Here is a 17,776-nt window from a genome sequence, read left to right on the forward strand (position 1 = left end):
TCATGGCGCCGATTCCCGGCTCCGGCCTCGCCAAGGGCCTTGCCGTCACCCTCCGCACGATGACGAAGAAGACTGTCACCGCGCAGTACCCCGAGGTGCAGCCCGACCTCCCGCCGCGTACGCGCGGTGTGATCGGACTGTTCGAGGAGAACTGCACGGTCTGCATGCTCTGCGCCCGTGAATGCCCCGACTGGTGCATCTACATCGACTCCCACAAGGAGACGGTTCCCGCTACCACGCCCGGTGGTCGCGAGCGCAGCCGCAACGTCCTCGACCGGTTCGCCATCGACTTCTCGCTCTGCATGTACTGCGGGATCTGCATCGAGGTCTGCCCCTTCGACGCGCTGTTCTGGTCGCCGGAGTTCGAGTACGCGGAGACCGACATCCGCGAACTGACGCACGAGCGGGACAAGCTCCGCGAGTGGATGTGGACGGTCCCCGCACCGCCCGCGCTCGACCCCGGGGCCGAGGAGCCGAAGGAGATCGCGGCGGCCCGCAAGGCAGCCGAGAAGCTCGCCGCGGCCCAGGAGGCTGCACGGGCAGAAGAAGCCCAGCCAGCCCAGCCAGCCCAGCCAGCCCCGACTGCACCGCAGGACTCGGCGGTGCATCCGGGTCCGGGGGCGAAGGGTGCCCAGAAGGCTGCCACCGATGGAGCCCCGGCAACTCCGGAAGCTCCGAAGAAGCCGGCGCCCCCTGCCTCCCCGGCAGCCGGCGAGACCCAGGACGACGGCCCTCCCTCTCCCGGCGCTCCCTCTCCCGGCCCCTCGCCCTCCGGCCCTTCGTCTCCCCGTCCCTCGTCCGGTGACCCCGCCTCCGAAGGCCCGAACGATCACGGCCGACCCGGGCCCGCCACCCCGCCCGAGGGCGCAGGAGGCCCGCGATGATGCTCACCACCACCACGGCGACAGCTAAGGCCCTGACAGCGGCCCAGGCGGCCGAGGCCCAAGGCTTCCTGTCCCCGACCGGTGTGGAGATCGCCTTCCTCCTCGTCGGACTGGTCACGCTCGGCGCGGCCGTCATGACCGTCACCACGAAGCAACTGGTGCACGCCGCTCTGTGGCTGGTGGTGACGCTCGGCGGGCTTGCCGTCGAGTACCTGCTCCTCACGGCCGAGTTCATCGCCTGGGTGCAGGTCTTGATCTATCTCGGTTCCGTCGTCGTCCTCCTCCTCTTCGGTCTGATGCTCACCAAGGCGCCCATCGGCCGGTCCCCGGACGCCGACTCAGGCAACCGCCTCGTCGCCCTCGGTGTCGCCCTGACCGCGGCGGTCGCGCTGGTCTGGGTCGTCGTCGATGCGTTCCGCGCCACCTGGATCGATCTGGACGGGCCCCCGCAGGGGACGACTGCCGTGACCGGCTCGATCCTCTTCCGCCACTGGGTACTGCCCTTCGAAGCACTTTCGGTGCTTCTCCTCGCCGCGCTCATCGGTGCGATCGTCCTCTCGCGCAAGCGGGACCAGGAGCCCACCCCGAAGAGTCCCGCCCGGCCCCGTACGGGCCCTGCGGGCAACCCAGCCAGGTCGGCCGGCAGGGCCAAGGCGGCCACACCGAACACCGGCTCGAACGCCTCCGGCGCCCCCGGCACCACCACGGCAGCCGACCGGCCCGCAGGCCCCGTCTCCGCCGCACAGTCAGCTACCGCTCCGGGCCCGTCGGTCGATGCCGCGGGTCAGGGCACCGCCGCGAACCCGGATGCAGGCCCCGCTTCGCGCACCACCGGCACCCCCGCGCAGCCCGACAGCGCACCCGCGAAGGCACCCGAGGGAGAGAGCTGATGCACCTCGCCTATCCCGCCGTCCTCGCGGCCCTCCTCTTCTGCGTCGGCCTGTACGGCGTACTGGCCCGACGCAACGCGATCCTGGTGCTGATGTCCGTTGAGCTGATGCTCAACTCCGTCAATCTGAACCTGGTCGCCTTCGACGTCTGGCTGCGCGACGCCCTCCACGCCGGCCAGGCCCTCACCCTCTTCACCATCGCCATCGCCGCTGCCGAGATCGGCATCGGACTGTCGATCGTCCTGATGGTCTACCGCAACCGCGGCACCTCGGACATCGACCGCCTCCGCGACACCGCCGAGGGCCACGAAGGCGACCTCGACGAGACCGCCGCCCCTGACACGGCCTCCCCGGCGCAGAAGGCTGAGGCCACCGCGTGACCACCACGACCCTTGCCGTCCTTGTCCCCCTCCTCCCCTTCCTGGGCGCGGTGGCCGGACTGCTCCTCGGCCGGATCGCCCCCGGGTTCATCCGTCCCCTGGCGGTCCTGCCGCCGCTGGTCACGACCGCACTCGCCGTCGTCGTCGCCGTCCGCCAGGGCGGCGACAAAACGCTCGACGCAGCCACCCAGCTCACGCCGACCGGCTCGGTCCCCATCGATCTGGCCCTGCACATCGACGGGTTCGCCGCGCTGGTCGCCGTACTCGTCGGGCTCGTCGCCTCCTGCGTGCAGATCTACTCCACGGCCTACCTCCGTGACGATCCGCGCTACTCGTCGTACGCGGCCCTGGTCTCCCTGTTCACCGCCGCGATGCTCCTGGTGGTCTACTCCGGCGATCTGATGGTGCTTCTGGTCGGCTGGGAGATCATGGGCATCTGCTCGTACTTCCTCGTCGGCCACTACTGGGAGACGCCCGAGGCGCGAGCCGCCTCCCTGAAGGCGTTCCTGGTCACCAAGCTCGGTGACGTCCCCTTCCTCATCGGTCTGTTCGCGCTGGCCACCGACGCCGGCACCTTCCGGATCACCGGAATCCTCGATGCGGTCGCGGCGGGCGGCATCGACCACCCCACCCTGATCGCCCTGCTGCTGCTGGCGGGCGTCGCGGGCAAGTCGGCCCAGTTCCCGCTGCACACCTGGCTGCCGGACGCCATGGCCGGCCCCACCCCCGTCTCCGCGCTGATCCACGCCGCGACGATGGTCGCGGCCGGCATCTACTTCGTGGCCCGACTGCTGCCCCTCTTCGCAGCCTCCGCCGCCGCGCTCACCGTGCTCGCGGTCATGGCCGCCATCACCATGGTCGGCTCGGCCCTCGCCGCCTTGGCCCAGGACGACATCAAGCGCGTCCTCGCCTACTCGACCATCGGACAACTCGGCTACATGGCCGGCGCCCTCGCCGTCGCCGACCGTGGGGCCGCCGTGTTCCACCTCCTGTCCCACGGCGCCTTCAAGGCGCTGCTGTTCCTCGCCGCAGGCGTCGTCATCCACGCCGCCGGCACCAACTCGCTCGCCGCGATGTCCCGGATGGGCGGTCTCGCCAAGCGCATCCCGGACACCTACTGGACGATGACCATCGCCCTCCTCGCGCTCGCCGCGATCCCGCCCTTCGCCGGCTTCTTCTCCAAAGAAGCCGTTCTCGTCGCCGCGGAGCACACGGCGTTGCGCGAATCCACCACCGCACCGGGCGTCGCCGGTTGGACCGTCTTGGTCGCCGGTCTGGTCACCGCCCTCCTCACCGCCGCCTACGCCGCCCGTCTATGGCTGCTGGCCTTCCGCGGCAAGGGGGCCGACGCCCCCGACCACGGCCGCGAGCCCCTCCCCATGACCGCGGTGCTCTGGGTCCTCGCAGTCCCCTCCCTCGGCTTCGGGCTGACCTACGGCTACTTCGACGACTGGTTCGACGGACACAGCCTGGCGCCCACCCTCGTCACCGCAGTCCTCGGCGTCGGGGTCTCCCTGATCGGTGGACTGATCACCTACGCAGCCTGGCGCAGCCGTCGCCCCCTGGCCGCCCGCACCCCCATGGGCGCGGTGGCAGCGGACCCGGAGGCGTCCCCGGCGGTCACCGAAGCAGAGGCGATCGCCACCCACGCACCCGTCTTCGGGGACATCGCTGGCGCCGCCGACCCCACCGACCCCGGTCGGATCCTGCTCGGCCCGCTGCACCGCCACGCGGTCTCCGGCTTCCACCTCGACGCCGTCTACCACGTGCTGTTCGTGCGCCCCGTCCAAGCAGGCGCCGACCTGGTCCGCTTCCTCGACCGCGAGGTCGTCGACACCTATGTGCGCGGTGCCGCAACGGGCAGCAACTGGCTCGGCCAACTCGTCCGGCGCGCCCAGACCGGCAACGTACAGACCTACCTCAGCGCACTGCTGGCGGGCTCCGTCGTCCTGGTGATCGCCGCCGTAGTCCTCTCCCATGCCAACGCGGGATCGTGAGCCGTGATCGATATCAGCGAGTCCGTGATGCAGTTCCTTCTCGCGTTCATCATCGTCGTGCCGCTCCTGGGCGCCGTCGCCGCGCTGCTGCCGGCCCCGCCCGGGCTGCGCGGAACCAGCCCTGACCAGGCGGTCCTGCGCCACGGCGTCACCGTCACCGGTGCGGTCCTGATCGCGGCCGTCATCCTCACCATCGGGTTCGACCACGACCAGCCGTCGAGGATGCAGGCCACGACGGACATCAGCTGGATCGCCGCACTCGACGTGCGCATCCACCTCGGTGTCGACGGCATTTCCCTTCCCCTGGTCGTCCTCACCGCGCTCCTGACCTTCCTCTGCGCGCTCTACAGCTACTTCAAGATGCCCTCGGGCCCCTCGCCGAAGGCGTTCGTCGCTCTGCTGCTCGTCCTTGAATCGGGGACGCTGGCGACCTTCGCCGTCCTCGACCTGGTGCTCTTCTTCCTCGCCTTCGAGATGGTCCTCATCCCGATGTACTTCCTCATCGCCCGCTGGGGCGGTGGCGAACGGCGAGCCGCCGCCTGGAAGTTCATCCTCTACACCCTGCTCGGCTCCGTGGTCATGCTGCTCGGCCTGCTGCTGATCGGGCTGAAGGCCGGCACCTTTGACATGGTGGCACTCGCCACTGACAACGGCCGGGGCCTCACCGCGTCCACGCAGCTCATCGCCGTTCTCGCGATCGGCATCGGACTCGCCGTGAAGACCCCGATGTGGCCCCTGCACAGCTGGCTCCCCGACGCCCACACCGCAGCCCCCACCGTCGGCTCGGTCCTGCTGGCGGGTGTCCTGCTCAAGATGGGCACGTACGGGTTCGTCCGCATCGTGCTCCCGATCGCACCCGACGGGATGCAGACCTTCGCGCCCTATCTCGCGGCCTTCGCGGTCGTCGGCATCATCTACGGCTCCCTGGCCTGTCTCGCGCTGGCCAAAGAAGGCGCGGGCGGCGACCTCAAGCGACTGATCGCATACTCCTCCGTCGGCCACATGGGCTTCGTCCTGCTCGGCATCGCGACCATGACCCCCACCGGAGTCAATGGAGCCCTCTTCGCGAACATCGCTCACGGACTCATCACCGGCCTGCTGTTCTTCCTGGTCGGAGCGCTCAAGGACCGCTACGGAACGGCCGACCTCGACACGCTCGCAGGAGCCACCGGCGCCGCCCTCTACGGTCGCGCCCCCCGGCTCGGCGGACTGCTCGCCTTCGCCGCCATCGCCTCGCTCGGGCTGCCCGGCCTCGCCGGGTTCTGGGGCGAGATGCTTGCCCTGTTCGGCGCCTTTGACCCCGCGGACGGCCTCAACCGGCCCGCCTTCCTCACCTTCATGGCGATCGGCGGTTTCGGCACCCTGCTGACCGCCGCCTACCTCCTGATCGTGGTGCGCCGCGTCTGCATGGGGGCGATCCAGCAGAAGCACACGACCGAGCCCTTCGCCGACGTGCAGCGCTACGAGTTCGCCACCTGGTCCCCGCTGGTCGCCCTCACCGTCCTGGCCGGACTGTGGCCCGCTGTCCTCCTCGGTCTCACCGACCCGGCCGTGCAGAAGCTCCTCGCAGGAGGCAACTCGTGATCATGGCCACCGCCCCTTCCACAGCCGCCATGGACACGAGCAGCCCCGCCGGTGCCCAGGAGCTCACGGCGCCCGGCACCGGACTCACAGCGCAAGACGTCATCGGCCCGGCCACGGACTCCGGCACCCCGGCGTACGGCGCGTCGCTCCCCGACGTCACCACCCTCGCGGCGGACGTCCCGAACCTCGTCCAGTCGGTCGACTGGGTCGCCATCGCCCCGCCCACGATCACGGCCGTGGTGGCGCTGGCCGTCCTGGTCGCCGACTTGTTCGTACCGGCCGCCCACAAGCGCTGGCTCGGTCTCGGCGCCATCGGCGGCCTGATCGCGGCCCTCATCGCCCTGGTGCCGCTGACCGACGGCGACCGGCAGACGTTCTGTCTGACCACCGCGCCCGACACCTGCAGCTACGTCGCGGACCACTTCACGCTCGCGATCCAACTCCTCGTCCTCGGCGGCGCACTGCTGACAGCGCTCCTGGCCCTCAGCGACACCCGCCGAGATCTCCCCGCCGGCGAGTTCTGGTTCCTCCTGCTCGCGTCCGCGGCCGGAGCCGCGCTGCTGCCCGCCTCCCGGGACCTGGCCACGCTCATCGTGGCGCTGGAAGTGGCCTCTCTGCCCGCCTTCGCGCTCGTCGGCCTCAAGCGGGGAGACCGCCGCTCCAGCGAGGCGGCCCTCAAGTTCTTCCTCTCGTCGGTCACCGCCACGGCCGTCTCCCTCCTCGGCGTGAGCTTCGTCTACGGCACCACCGGCAGCCTCCACCTCACCGAGATCGCCACTCGGATCGGCGAGGTCTCCGGACAGTTGGACACCCTCGCGAAGACCGGCGTCGCCCTCACCCTGATCGGTTTCGCCTTCAAGACGGCGGCCGTCCCGTTCCACTTCTGGGTTCCGGACACCTACGTGGGCGCACCCCTGCCCATCGCCGCCTATCTGTCCGTCGTCGGCAAGGCGGTCGGATTCTCCGGCCTCATCCTCGTGACCGTCATCGCGTTCCCCGGATACGCCGACGTCTGGGGCCCCGCCATCGCCGTACTGGCCGCACTCACCATGACCGCAGGCAATGTGGCCGCACTGCGCCAGTCCGCGGACCGCCCCTGGGGCGCCGTACGCCTGCTGGCCTGGTCATCCGTCGGTCAGGCCGGCTACATCCTGGTCCCGATCGCGGCAGCCGCGTACTCCAGTGACGACCAGATCGGCGCCACCGTGGCGTACGCCCTGATGTACGCGGCGGTCAACCTCGGTGCGTTCGCGGTGGCCGCACTGGTCTCCCGCACCCATCCGCTGAACCGGATCGCCGACTACCGCGGCCTCTACTCCACCCGCCCGCTCGCCGCCCTCGCGATGGGCTTCTTCCTGCTCTGCCTCGCCGGTCTGCCCCCGGGCATCATCGGCCTCTTCGCCAAGGTGACCGTCTTCTCCTCGGCCGTCGACGCGGGGCTCGGCTGGCTCGCCGTGGTCATGGCCATCAACGTGGTGATCGCCCTCTACTACTACCTCCGGTGGACAGCGATCCTCTTCCGCACCCCCAAGGCCGCGCCCGAGACGGCATCCGCGACGGACGCCGACCGCGGACGTCCCGCGCTGCGACGCACGCCCAGGGCGGTCACCCTGGCGATCGCCCTGACGGCCGTCGTGGGCGTGGCCCTCTCCGGCTACCCCCAGCTGGTCCTGCGGTTCGCGGCCACCAGCCTGTTCTGACCTTCACCCGTACGGCTCAGCCCGCGGCCTTGCCCCACCAGGGAACTAGGGCCCTTCGCCTGGCGTTGACCAGTACAGAAGGGTCCACTGGAGAGTGGAGCACCACCACAGCACCATCACAAGGGTTCCCCTGCCGCACCACCTGGAGGGCCTACCGTGCACCGCCGGCACAACGGGCTGAAGACCGCCGTACTCCTCGGGGGACTGTCCGCACTCATCATCGCCTTCGGTAGCTTCTTCGGACGTACGGGACTGCTCGTCGCGCTCGCCGTGGCGCTCGGCACCAACGCCTACGCCTACTGGAACAGCGACAAGCTCGCCCTGCGGGCCATGCGGGCACGCCCCGTGAGCGAGTTCGAGGCGCCTGCGCTCTACCGCATCGTCCGCGAGCTCTCGACCGCCGCCCGCCAGCCCATGCCACGGCTCTACATCTCGCCCACCCAGGCCCCGAACGCCTTCGCGACCGGCCGCAACCCGCGCAACGCCGCGGTCTGCTGTACGGAAGGCATCCTGCACATCCTGGACGAGCGGGAACTGCGCGGCGTCATCGGCCATGAGCTGAGCCATGTCTACAACCGGGACATCCTGATCTCCTCGGTCGCCGGCGCGCTCGCCTCCGTCGTGATGTTCCTAGCGAACTTCGCCTGGCTGATCCCGGTGGGCCGCTCCGACGACGACGGCCCGGGGCTCGCAGGAATGCTGTTGATCATGATCCTGGGGCCGATCGCCGCCTCCATCATCCAGCTCGCCGTCAGCCGCTCCCGCGAGTACGAGGCGGATGCCTCCGGCGCTCAGCTGACCGGTGACCCGCTGGCCCTGGCGAGCGCACTGCGCAAGCTCGACGCCGGCACCAAACAGCTTCCGCTGCCTCCGGAGCCGCGTCTGGAGACGGCGAGCCACATGATGATTGCGAACCCGTTCCGGCCGGGCAGGAGCCTGACCAAGATGTTCTCGACCCACCCGCCCATGGCGGAGCGGATCGCCCGACTAGAACAGATGGCAGGTCGCTGACCATGAAGACAATCCTGAATGTGATCTGGCTCATCCTGTGCGGCTTCTGGATGTTCCTCGGCTACATCCTCGCCGGTGCGCTGCTGTGCATCACGATCATCGGCATCCCGTTCGGTATGGCCGCCTTCCGCATCGGGGTCTACGCCCTCTGGCCGTTCGGCTACACGGTCGTGGACCGTCGTGACGCCGGAGCCCCCTCATGCGTCGGCAACGTGCTCTGGCTGGTCCTCGCCGGCTGGTGGCTCGCCCTGGGCCACATCGTCACCGGCATAGCCCTCTGCCTGACGATCATCGGCATCCCACTGGGCGTCGCCAACTTCAAGCTGATCCCGGTCTCCCTGCTGCCCCTGGGCAAGGAGATCGTGCCGACGGACCAGCCCTTCGCCACCCGCTGACCACAGCGCGTCGCCCACCCGGAACAGTCCCGGGTGCCTGCTTCCCAACCCGGTGCCTCCCTGGATGATCGCTCCTGAGCTGGGCAGACGTCCATCGAAGGACCGGAGTGCGAGCGATCCACGAGGGCCCGCAAAGGATCACATCGGCCCATCCGCGGAGATCGCAACCATCGGGTGCAAGATTCGCGTCTCATGGTGAACCACTCAAAACGACCTATGGATCGCGTGAGCGACGAATTCTGCAGGGAAGGCAGGTTCAGGGCATGGGCATCATCAGCTGGATCGTTCTCGGGCTGTTGGCCGGGATCGTCGCCAAGATCCTGCTCCCCGGGCGCGACCCGGGCGGACTCATCGGCACCACGATCATCGGCGTCATCGGAGCCTTCGTCGGCGGCTGGATCTCCGCCCGCTTCCTCGACCGGCCGATCACCAATGAGTTCTACGACGGCGCCACCTGGGCCGCAGCCATCGGAGGCTCCTTGGTGCTGCTCGTCGTCTACCGCATATTCTTCGGCCACTCGCGCTCACGCTGACCTCTGGACCGGGCTGTTCTCAGCCGGCCAGCCCGGTCTCCCGCAGGGTGATGTTCAACCGCCCGCCGCTCATGCCCGTCGCCGGGTCACCCGTCCCCGGGTAGACCTTCGGCACCCCGTGGTAGACGAACCGGGAAAGTCCGCCGAAGACGAAGAGGTCTCCGGACTGCAACTCCACATCGGTGTGGGGACGCCCCCGGTTCTCGGCGTTGCCGAACCGGAAGACGCAACTGTCCCCGATGCTCAGCGACACGACCGGAGCATCGGAACGCTCCTCCTTGTCCTGGTGCATCCCCATCCGCGCGGCGCCGTCGTAGAAGTTCACCAGCGCCGCATCGGGCGTGTAGTCCGAGGCTTCGTACCGCTCGCCGTACGCCGCAACCAGCGCGGACCGACCCAACTCCACCAGCCACTGGGGGACGGCCTCGACCTCGGCGCCGTTCACATCGTCCGCGGTTCGGCTGTAGCGATAGGGCAACCAGTGCCACCCCAGACACACCGTCCGCACTGACATCACACCGCCACCGGGAAGCGCCGTGTGCCTCAGCGGCACTGGCCCACGGGCCCATGCCCGACACGCCTCCACCAACGCTCGCTGCTGCTCGATCGACAGCCACCCCGGCAGATGCACTGCGCCGGGGCCCAGGGTGACCGGATCGCGCGGAAACAGGGCGTCCCCGCTCATCGGGAGCCGCCGTTCATGCCACCAGCGCACCTTCCAGTCGCAGCAGGTGCTCCTTGCGCCCCAGGCCCGCCGCGTACCCGTGCAGTGCTCCATCCGAACCGATCACCCGGTGGCACGGTCGCACCACCAGCAGCGGATTGCGTCCGATCGCACTGCCCACTGCCCGGACCGCGATCCTGGACGCCCCCATCCGCCGGGCGATCTCCCCGTAGGTGACCGTCGTCCCGTAGGGGATCCGGTCCAGTTCCTGCCAGACCCGCTGCTGGAACTCCGTACCGCCGCGGGCGTAGTGGAGGGCGAAGTCCGTGAGCTCACCGGCGAAATAGCGCTCCAACTGCCGCTCGATCTCGCCGAAGGCGGTCGGTGAGCGCAGCCACCCGTCCGCTACGAGTACGCCGCCCTTCTGCCCGGGCAGTGACACCGAGGCCAGCGCCGTGCCGCCCGGGGCCGAAGCGGATACCTCGCCCGTCAGCAACACATCGCCCAACGGACTCTCCATGGTCGTGTAGACCCTCGCCGCGGTCATCGGTGCTCCTTCCCTCGCAGTGGCGCCTGCAGTGACGCTTGCAGTGCAGTCCGCACCGCACACCACGAGTCTGCTCCACTCACCCCGCTCCGGGCTGGCAGGAATCCGACATGGCACCTGCTCCGCACCAGGGCGGGCGGGCCCTGGGCCCGCCCCCTCCCCGGTGATCGATCAGCGGTAGTTCACGAACTGGATGGCGAACTCGAAGTCCTGACCCTTCAGCAGCGCCTGCACCGCCTGGAGGTCATCGCGACTCTTCGAACTCACCCGGAGTTCATCGCCCTGGACCTGGGCCTTGACGCCCTTGGGCCCCTCATCGCGGATGATCTTCGCCACCTTCTTGGCGTTGTCCTGCGAAATGCCCTCCTCGATGGAGGCGAAGATCTTGTACTCCTTGCCGGACAGTTGGGGCTCGCCCGCGTCCAGCGACTTCAGCGAGATGCCCCGCTTGATCAGCTTGGTCTGGAACACATCGAGGATCGCGGCGACCCGGTCCTCGGAGTTCGCCTGCATCAGGATCTTCTCGCCGGACCAGGCGATCGACGCCCCGACGTTCTTGAAGTCGTAGCGCTGGGAGATCTCCTTTGCCGTCTGATTGAGGGCGTTGTCGACCTCTTGCCGCTCGACCTTCGAGACGATGTCGAAACTGGAGTCGGCCATGTCCTGTGGCTCCTTGAATCGGGTGCGTGGAGGGCGGCCGGAGTCCCCGAACCGCTCGGCCAAGCCTAGCCACCCGCACCCGCCCCAAGGGCTGATCAATCCAGTGGCGAAGCACCCCCGGACATCGGGTATCGTTTACGTCGTCGCCAAGGAACCCCGCACTACAGCGGTACGTTCGAGGCGACATCCCATGGCGGTGTGCCCGAGTGGCCAATGGGAGCGGACTGTAAATCCGTCGGCTTAGCCTACCCAGGTTCGAATCCTGGCGCCGCCACGCGATGAAAGCCCCTCTGATCTGCGGAGACGCAATCAGAGGGGCTTCTTCGTTCTTCGGACGGAAAGCGCGTCGCCCGGTGAGCGGCTCTCGCTCACGCTGCCGACCCACCTTGGCTGGATGCGCATGGCGGTCCCGGCCCACCCTCCCCGGCGCCCGCGCCACCCCGGATGCCGAGGAACCCCGGATGCCGAGGAACCCTCGGCTGCCCGCGAAGAGTGCCGCCGGACCGCATCGACGGGCGATGGTGAGGACCCCCCGGGCCTTTCGTCGGACATGGAGCCAAGGGGAGGCAGGCATGTGGGGAAGGTCATAGGCCCGAGTCGGCCGGCGTCAGGGGGGACCGTGCGTGACCCACGCTCCGTGCGAGGACGCCGCTCAGGACTCGGGATGAGGTCGCGCAGGAGGGGCGACGTTCATCGCCGTGGCCACGCTCGGGCTCACCGCGTACCGCCTTGTGGCGGAGCCAGAGAACGGCTCCACTTCCTGAGGCCCTGAGGCCCTGAGGCCCTGAGGCCCTGAGGCCCTGAGGCCCACTTCCAACAGGTGCAGTCGGCGGCGTTGGGAACAGAAGACGGTCGTACGCACCGCTCTTGAGGTGGCGTCAGCTCAAGTGTTGTGCGGATCCGCTTGGGTCAGGCGCGAGAAGTCCCGACGCCACGGCCGACAGGGAGTTCGGGCAGGCCCCCCTCATGGACCGCGGCGGGGTCGAAGCCGGGGAGCGTGGCACGGGTGAGGAGGGCAGCGGCGAGTTGCTCGGCGTAGGCGGCACCCACCCGGGCGGTCTCGATCCGGGCTCCGGCCCGTAGCGCTTCGACGCGTTCCACGTGTGCGTGCGCCTCCCGGCGTTCGACCGTGCTGTGTTCGTGCGCCACGGCGATGCGGCGGTCCGTACGCCAGTGCCGGGCGGAGAGGGCGTACGCCGTGGCCGTGGCCAGTGCCCACAACAGGACGGGAAGGGAAAGGCCGTCGGCGTATCCGGCTACGCCCGCGAGGGCGAGCCCGCCGGACAGGGCGAACGCCGTTCCCGCGATGACCTCGTTTCCGCCGCGCCCGGCTGCGGCGAAAGCGCCGGCCGTGGCCGCCCCGACGGCGAGCAGCGCCATGAGGGTCGCATTGCCGATGGAGTGCTCGGCCCCGTTGGCGTTCCAGACCCGGCCGAGGACGAGCACGCTGGAGGTGGCGATGGCCGGGGCGGCCTTGGGCAGGGCGAGGGCGAGGGAGTGACGGGCGAGGATCGGTTCGTTCATCGATGCCTCCTCAGACGTCGAGCCGACGGAATGCATCGATGACAACGTCGATGTGCGTACGGAGGCGATCGGCCGCGCCGGCTGACACCAGGAAGAACCCGAACGCCCGCGCTTTGGATGCGATGGGAACGGGTGGGGCGCCGAGTGGGACTGTGGGCCCGAGCACGGGCGCCCGGATGCAGCAAGGGTGTCTGCCCGTGCCGGCGGGGGATCCTGGGAGGGGTGTCATGGAGGAGTCGGCCGAAGTGAGTCCAAGGGTGCGGGCCCGGGTGTACCAGGACTTCCCGGACCCGGAAGTCGCGGCGGTGGTGATCGAGTTGCTGGAGGAGTGGGGCCGATCCTTCGTCGCCTGGGAAGTGGATCGCGTGCAGACGGCGATCGTGCTCTTCGCGGCCGGGGATGTGGACCGGTACCTGGAGATCCTCGAAGAAGCCTACTCGGACTACCGGGATGTGCTGATGATGAGCGGTTTCGGCAACACGGGGTGGAAGGAGCTCATGGAGGCGGCGATCGGGCCTGAGTGAAGCCCGTCGGCCGTGCCGGTTCGCCGGCCCTCCTTGGGCAAGGCGGCGGCAAGGTGTTCCCCGACGGCCTCTGACCGGCCCGGAAGCCGCTCAGAGGCGGCCGTCGCCCGTCTACTGGTCCGCGAGCCGGAAGGCCAACTCGGACACCCACTTGTTCAGATCCGGCTGTACCCGGGGGTCGGTGAGGTGCGATTCCAGTCGGCAGCCCCAGCGCTCCACCCCCGCCACCTCCGTCATGTCCCACTCCAGGCCCTCGCGGGTGGCCCAGGAACGCAGTGCGTCGGCCACGTCGAAGAGTTCGTCCGGGTGGCCGACATGGGTGAGCGTGGCATAGCGACCCGCGGGCAGCGTGCCGACGCGGATGTCACCCTCCGGCTCCGGTCGGGACACGATGGGCATGCCCGCCTCGACCTCCGACTCACCCTCCAGGTCGACGGTGTTGTAGCGGAAGAACGGCGCCCCCGCGAACTCTGCCTCATGGGCCATCAGCCACCCGATCAGCTCCCCCAGCCGGTCGGCGATTTGGTCGAAGGAGTCCATCCGGACCGAGCCGCGGATGAAGGCGTACGGCTGCTCGGTCCGTTCGACGACTACGGGCGTCACATCAGACATGGCGATACCTCAAGCAGTAGGAGCAGGGCGGCAGGGGGCGCCGACGAAGGCTCCCCCGGAGTGAGACCGGTTGCCGGCCGTCGACTCATCGGCCGGACCGCATCAGTTGCCCGCGATGTCCTTCACGGCCACCACCACCGGCACCGATCCGCTGATCAACTCCAGTGTCAACCCGGCAGCGGCCGGCGTCTCGACCAGTTCCGCCAGTACGGCGGCCACGTCGTCGCGCGGCACGGGCCCCCGGCCGGTGGAAGCCTTGAGCGCCACCAGTCCCGTACCGGCGTCATTGGTCAGCATGCCCGGACGCAGGATCGTCCAGGCGAGCCGGGGCCGTGCCCGTACGTCGTCGTCAGCGGCGCCCTTGGCCCGCAGATAGGCGTCGAAGACCTCGTTCCCCTGGTGGGCGGAGTCCGCGCCCATCGACGAGACGATGAGGTAGCGGCGCACACCGGCCTGTTCGGCGGCGTCCGCGAACAGGACCGCCGCGGCCCGGTCCACCGTGTCCTTGCGGCCGACCCCGCTGCCCGGGCCCGCGCCCGCCGCGAAGACCGCGGCGTCCGCGCCCTTCAACACCTCGGTGACCTCGGCGAGGGAGGCCGACTCAAGGTCCAGCACGATGGGTTCCGCCCCCGCGTCGCGCAGGTCCGCGCTGTGGTCGGGGTTGCGGATGATGCCCGCGACCTCATGCCCGCCTGCCGAGAGCAGCCGCTCCAGTCGGAGCGCGATCTGACCGTGTCCTCCTGCAATCACAATGCGCATGTCTACGACCGTACGTCCGAAGCCCGTCCTGCGCCTGACAGCACCATGGCCGCAGCGTGAACGGCGGCCGGCGCCTGTCGTCGCACCGAGGAGGTCAAGGCCGTCCCTGTCGCGGTAGTTCGAGCGCCACGGACACCGCGGAGTCGCAGTACTCCCGTACGGCGCTCGTGCGGGCCACCACACGACCGCGATGGATCACGATCCTGCTGTACGCGAGGGACAGCACGGCGGAGAGCTGTTCCCCGCGCACGGCGAGCAACTCGGCCGGGAAGCCCGCCTCCACCCGTACCTCCGGCAGCCCCATCACCTCGCGTGCCCCCGTCGCCACCGCCGCGTAGGCGTCCTGGGCCCGCAATCCGGCCTGGGAGGCCAGGAGATAGGCCGCCTCCAACGGATCACCGCGCCCCACCGGGTTCCCCACGTCCCGCAGGGCGCCGCTGCCGGCCGCGACCCTTACGCCGGCCGCTCTCAGCAGTCGTACGGGCGCGGTGCCGCGCTGCTCCATCGCTCCGCAGCCGCCCTGGGGGAGGCAGACCACGGTGACCCCGGATGCCGCGAGTTGGTCGGCGGCCCGGGCGGCCACGGCGCGCGGCAGTCGGGCCAGGCCCGAGCACGGTCCGATCGCCACGCCCGTGCGCAGACCGCCGGCCATCGCCGCGAGCCGGGCGAGCCGGGCGGGATCGTCGCCGTGGGTGTGGAGGTCGACCGGACAGCCGTGCTCGGCGGCCACTTCCAGTACCGCTTCCACATATCCGGTCGGGTCGGGGTCGGCGTCGGGGCAGCCGCCCACGACGGCGGCACCCATCTTCACGGCGTCCCGCAGCATCGCCAGACCGTCCGAACCGGCAACTCCGGTCAGCAGCCTGGGCACGGCCACGGTGGTCAGGTCGACCAATCCGCGCAGGGAGCGCCGGGCCTGCAACACCGCTTCCAGCGGGCCGAGCCCCTGCACATCGCCGATCCGTACGTGGGAGCGCAGTGCCGTGGCTCCGTGGCCCAGTTGGAGCAGGGCGGCTTCGGTGGCCCGGCGTTGGACCTCCTGCGTCTCGTACGAGACCGGGCCGGGGGAGTCGGCGGTGAGGGCCGTGTCGCCGTGGGAGTGCGGTTCGGCGAGGGCGGGGAGCAGCAGGTAGCCGCTGAGGTCCACCCGGGCGCAGTGCGGGCTCAGGCTGCCCGTGGTGCCGACCGCCTCGATCCGCCCGCCGCCGAGTCGTACGTCGACGGTGCGGCCGTCCGTCAGCCGGGCGCCGCACAGCAGCAGCGCGGTGGTGTCGGCGGTCGCGCCGCCGGGTGACTGCGGCTGGCTGTCGGGCATCGCGCTCCTGCGGGGGAGGTCGGGGCTCGGGCGTGTGAGCCGAGGGGAAGATCACACAGCGTGAGACGAGCCTAGGGGCGCTAGGGGTGGGCTTCTGGGAAGAGCGGAATAGTCGTACCGGTGTGGCCGTGCGCAAGGGAAACAGGAGTAGCAGTGCTGGTGGGCGCGGCGTTCCGTGACGGGGCGGCAGCCGGTTTCGAGCGGCCGTGCAGGGGGCTCCGGCCGGGTCCGCAGAGGGCCCGTGCGCGGCAAAGCGGTCGCCACAGCCATCAGGCGACGAAACGGATTTGGGCGATCGGTGGGCGACCGTGTAATGTCTTCATCGCTCGCCCCAATAGCTCAGTCGGTAGAGCGTCTCCATGGTAAGGAGAAGGTCTACGGTTCGATTCCGTATTGGGGCTCTGATGTCGGTGATCCTCGCCTTCGGGCGAGGTGAACTGATATCGCAGCGGTGTAGCTCAGTCGGTAGAGCAAGCGGCTCATAATCGCTGTGTCACCGGTTCAAGTCCGGTCACCGCTACACACAGTAGCCGATTGCGGGGTCGGTCCTCCGATCGGCTACTCTTTTATGCGTTCAACATCTGTCGTTTAAGTCCGTCCAAGGAGCACTCACGTGGCTGCCACCGACGTCCGCCCGAAGATCACGCTGGCCTGCGTGGAGTGCAAGGAGCGGAACTACATCACCAAGAAGAACCGGCGTAACAACCCGGACCGTCTTGAACTCAAGAAGCACTGCCCGCGCTGCAAGGCGCACACTGCGCATCGCGAGACGCGCTGATCAGGTTCGTCCCACGAGGCCGCCCCCTTTTTCGGGGGCGGCCTCGTGGCATTTGTTGCGACGGCCCGGCGTCCCGATAACTCGGGCCGTTGATCAGAATGGTCAAATCTGTCAGGAGGGAGCCAGTTCATGGCGCTCGACCAGTCCTTCGTAGGGCGGACCTATCCGCCCACCTCGCCCTATGAGGTCGGCCGGGAAAAGATCCGCGAGTTCGCCGAGGCGGTGAGGGACGACAATCCCGTATACGTCGATCAAGAGGCCGCGAAGGCGCTCGGGTACCCCGATGTGATCGCTCCGCCGACTTTTGTCTTCGCGATCAGTTTCCGGGCTGCCGAAGCCGTGGTTCAGGACCCGCTCCTGGGCCTCGACTACGCCCGCGTAGTGCACCGTGACCAGCGGTTCGCCTATGCCAGACCGGTACGGGCGGGGGACAGGCTGACCGTCGTCTCCACCATTGAGAGCATCAAGACACTGGCGGGCAATGACGTCGTGGACATTCGCGGCGAGGTGAGCGACGAAGCCGGTGAGCACGTGGTGACCGCGTGGACCAAGCTGGTGGCGCGCGCCGCCGAGGAGGCGTGATGACGGGGAAGATCTCCTACGCTGACGTCGAGGTCGGTACCGAGCTGCCGGTGCGGAGTTTCCCTGTGGACCGCGCCACATTGGTTCGGTACGCCGGTGCCTCCGGGGACTTCAACCCGATCCACTGGAACGAGAAGTTCGCGGTGGATGTCGGGCTTCCTGATGTGATCGCCCACGGCATGTTCACCATGGCCGAGGCGGCCCGTGTGGTGACCGACTGGACCGGGGATCCGGGCGCGCTGGTGGAGTACAGCGTCCGTTTCTCCAAGCCCGTCGTCGTGCCGAATGACGAGAAGGGCGCCGTGATCGAGGTCAGTGGCAAGGTCGCGGCCCTGCTGGAAGACCGTCGGGTACGTGTCGACCTGGTGGCGACGAGTGCCGGTGAGAAGGTTCTGACCATGTCCCGTGCCGTGGTGCAGCTCGGCTGATCGGTGTGC

Annotated in this window: 19 protein-coding genes, 3 tRNA genes and 1 pseudogene; 16 read left to right on the plus strand and 7 right to left on the minus strand. The window is 69.3% G+C overall.

From position 1 onward, the window contains the following. Positions 1 to 2: 2 nt before the first annotated feature. The 9 genes and pseudogenes from OID54_RS22345 to OID54_RS22385 form a co-directional block, all read left to right on the plus strand. Positions 3 to 561: pseudogene (locus tag OID54_RS22345) on the plus strand (NuoI/complex I 23 kDa subunit family protein); the annotation flags it as partial. Between the two features lie 319 nt (positions 562 to 880). Next, on the plus strand, positions 881 to 1,774 hold the full coding sequence (locus OID54_RS22350; protein ID WP_443055661.1) for an NADH-quinone oxidoreductase subunit J: 894 nt from the start codon (positions 881 to 883) through the stop codon (positions 1,772 to 1,774). Further along, positions 1,774 to 2,154, plus strand: a complete 381-nt coding sequence (nuoK, locus tag OID54_RS22355) for an NADH-quinone oxidoreductase subunit NuoK (protein WP_329022084.1) — start codon at positions 1,774 to 1,776, stop codon at positions 2,152 to 2,154. Before OID54_RS22350 ends, nuoK begins: the two co-directional genes overlap by 1 nt. After that, entirely contained in the window at positions 2,151 to 4,151 is a 2,001-nt protein-coding gene (locus OID54_RS22360) for an NADH-quinone oxidoreductase subunit 5 family protein (RefSeq protein WP_329022086.1), read from the plus strand. Before nuoK ends, OID54_RS22360 begins: the two co-directional genes overlap by 4 nt. 3 nt (positions 4,152 to 4,154) lie before the next feature. Then, complete coding sequence (locus OID54_RS22365) at positions 4,155 to 5,735, plus strand: complex I subunit 4 family protein (RefSeq protein ID WP_329022089.1); 1,581 nt, start codon at positions 4,155 to 4,157, stop codon at positions 5,733 to 5,735. 2 nt (positions 5,736 to 5,737) lie between these two features. Continuing rightward, positions 5,738 to 7,435: an NADH-quinone oxidoreductase subunit N gene (locus OID54_RS22370; protein ID WP_329022092.1), complete on the plus strand. Its 1,698-nt coding sequence runs from the start codon at positions 5,738 to 5,740 to the stop codon at positions 7,433 to 7,435. A 156-nt stretch (positions 7,436 to 7,591) separates the two neighbouring features. Beyond that, entirely contained in the window at positions 7,592 to 8,446 is an 855-nt protein-coding gene (gene htpX, locus OID54_RS22375; RefSeq protein ID WP_329022094.1) for a zinc metalloprotease HtpX, read from the plus strand. A gap of 2 nt (positions 8,447 to 8,448) precedes the next feature. After that, on the plus strand, positions 8,449 to 8,841 hold the full coding sequence (locus OID54_RS22380; protein WP_329022098.1) for a YccF domain-containing protein: 393 nt from the start codon (positions 8,449 to 8,451) through the stop codon (positions 8,839 to 8,841). Between the two features lie 263 nt (positions 8,842 to 9,104). After that, positions 9,105 to 9,374, plus strand: coding sequence for a GlsB/YeaQ/YmgE family stress response membrane protein (locus OID54_RS22385; RefSeq protein WP_329022100.1), 270 nt, complete (start codon positions 9,105 to 9,107; stop codon positions 9,372 to 9,374). A 19-nt stretch (positions 9,375 to 9,393) separates the two neighbouring features. Here the strand turns inward: OID54_RS22385 and OID54_RS22390 are convergent, their stop codons facing one another. The 3 genes from OID54_RS22390 to OID54_RS22400 all read right to left on the minus strand — a co-directional run bounded on the left by OID54_RS22390 (position 9,394) and on the right by OID54_RS22400 (position 11,245). Further along, entirely contained in the window at positions 9,394 to 10,059 is a 666-nt protein-coding gene (locus OID54_RS22390; RefSeq protein ID WP_329022102.1) for an alpha-ketoglutarate-dependent dioxygenase AlkB family protein, read from the minus strand. A 13-nt stretch (positions 10,060 to 10,072) separates the two neighbouring features. After that, the gene (locus OID54_RS22395; protein ID WP_329022104.1) at positions 10,073 to 10,585 is read right to left on the minus strand and encodes a methylated-DNA--[protein]-cysteine S-methyltransferase; all 513 of its coding nucleotides are present in this window, start codon (positions 10,583 to 10,585) and stop codon (positions 10,073 to 10,075) included. A 171-nt stretch (positions 10,586 to 10,756) separates the two neighbouring features. Beyond that, positions 10,757 to 11,245 carry a YajQ family cyclic di-GMP-binding protein gene (locus OID54_RS22400; protein WP_329022106.1) on the minus strand — a complete coding sequence of 163 codons (489 nt, stop codon included), beginning with the start codon at positions 11,243 to 11,245 and terminating at the stop codon, positions 10,757 to 10,759. A 192-nt stretch (positions 11,246 to 11,437) separates the two neighbouring features. Here OID54_RS22400 and OID54_RS22405 point away from each other — a divergent pair. Beyond that, a tRNA-Tyr gene (locus tag OID54_RS22405) sits at positions 11,438 to 11,519 on the plus strand. Positions 11,520 to 12,154: 635 nt separating this feature from the next. On the opposite strand, the gene OID54_RS22410 is transcribed toward OID54_RS22405, so the two are convergent. Continuing rightward, entirely contained in the window at positions 12,155 to 12,769 is a 615-nt protein-coding gene (locus tag OID54_RS22410) for a hypothetical protein (protein WP_329022108.1), read from the minus strand. 245 nt (positions 12,770 to 13,014) lie between these two features. Between OID54_RS22410 and OID54_RS22415 the strand changes: the two genes are divergently transcribed. Continuing rightward, positions 13,015 to 13,293: a hypothetical protein gene (locus tag OID54_RS22415; protein ID WP_329022110.1), complete on the plus strand. Its 279-nt coding sequence runs from the start codon at positions 13,015 to 13,017 to the stop codon at positions 13,291 to 13,293. 111 nt (positions 13,294 to 13,404) lie between these two features. Here the strand turns inward: OID54_RS22415 and OID54_RS22420 are convergent, their stop codons facing one another. From OID54_RS22420 to OID54_RS22430, 3 genes are all read right to left on the minus strand, one after another. Further along, positions 13,405 to 13,905, minus strand: coding sequence for a GyrI-like domain-containing protein (locus OID54_RS22420; RefSeq protein WP_329022112.1), 501 nt, complete (start codon positions 13,903 to 13,905; stop codon positions 13,405 to 13,407). Between the two features lie 102 nt (positions 13,906 to 14,007). Continuing rightward, positions 14,008 to 14,664: an NAD(P)H-binding protein gene (locus OID54_RS22425; protein WP_329022115.1), complete on the minus strand. Its 657-nt coding sequence runs from the start codon at positions 14,662 to 14,664 to the stop codon at positions 14,008 to 14,010. 94 nt (positions 14,665 to 14,758) lie between these two features. Continuing rightward, the gene (locus tag OID54_RS22430; protein WP_329022117.1) at positions 14,759 to 15,979 is read right to left on the minus strand and encodes an amidohydrolase family protein; all 1,221 of its coding nucleotides are present in this window, start codon (positions 15,977 to 15,979) and stop codon (positions 14,759 to 14,761) included. Between the two features lie 328 nt (positions 15,980 to 16,307). Here OID54_RS22430 and OID54_RS22435 point away from each other — a divergent pair. The 5 genes from OID54_RS22435 (at position 16,308) to OID54_RS22455 (ending at position 17,767) form a co-directional block, all read left to right on the plus strand. Next, positions 16,308 to 16,380: transfer RNA gene (locus OID54_RS22435), tRNA-Thr, on the plus strand. Positions 16,381 to 16,426: 46 nt separating this feature from the next. Continuing rightward, positions 16,427 to 16,499, plus strand: a tRNA-Met gene (locus OID54_RS22440). Between the two features lie 93 nt (positions 16,500 to 16,592). Beyond that, the gene (gene rpmG, locus OID54_RS22445; protein ID WP_018385553.1) at positions 16,593 to 16,757 is read left to right on the plus strand and encodes a 50S ribosomal protein L33; all 165 of its coding nucleotides are present in this window, start codon (positions 16,593 to 16,595) and stop codon (positions 16,755 to 16,757) included. A 129-nt stretch (positions 16,758 to 16,886) separates the two neighbouring features. Continuing rightward, positions 16,887 to 17,339: a MaoC family dehydratase N-terminal domain-containing protein gene (locus tag OID54_RS22450; RefSeq protein ID WP_329022119.1), complete on the plus strand. Its 453-nt coding sequence runs from the start codon at positions 16,887 to 16,889 to the stop codon at positions 17,337 to 17,339. Beyond that, a complete protein-coding gene (locus OID54_RS22455; protein WP_329022121.1) occupies positions 17,339 to 17,767 on the plus strand; it encodes a MaoC family dehydratase in 429 nt (142 codons plus the stop codon). Before OID54_RS22450 ends, OID54_RS22455 begins: the two co-directional genes overlap by 1 nt. Positions 17,768 to 17,776 lie beyond the last annotated feature (9 nt).

The sequence above is a fragment of the Streptomyces sp. NBC_00690 genome (assembly GCF_036226685.1).
Classification (GTDB): domain Bacteria; phylum Actinomycetota; class Actinomycetes; order Streptomycetales; family Streptomycetaceae; genus Streptomyces.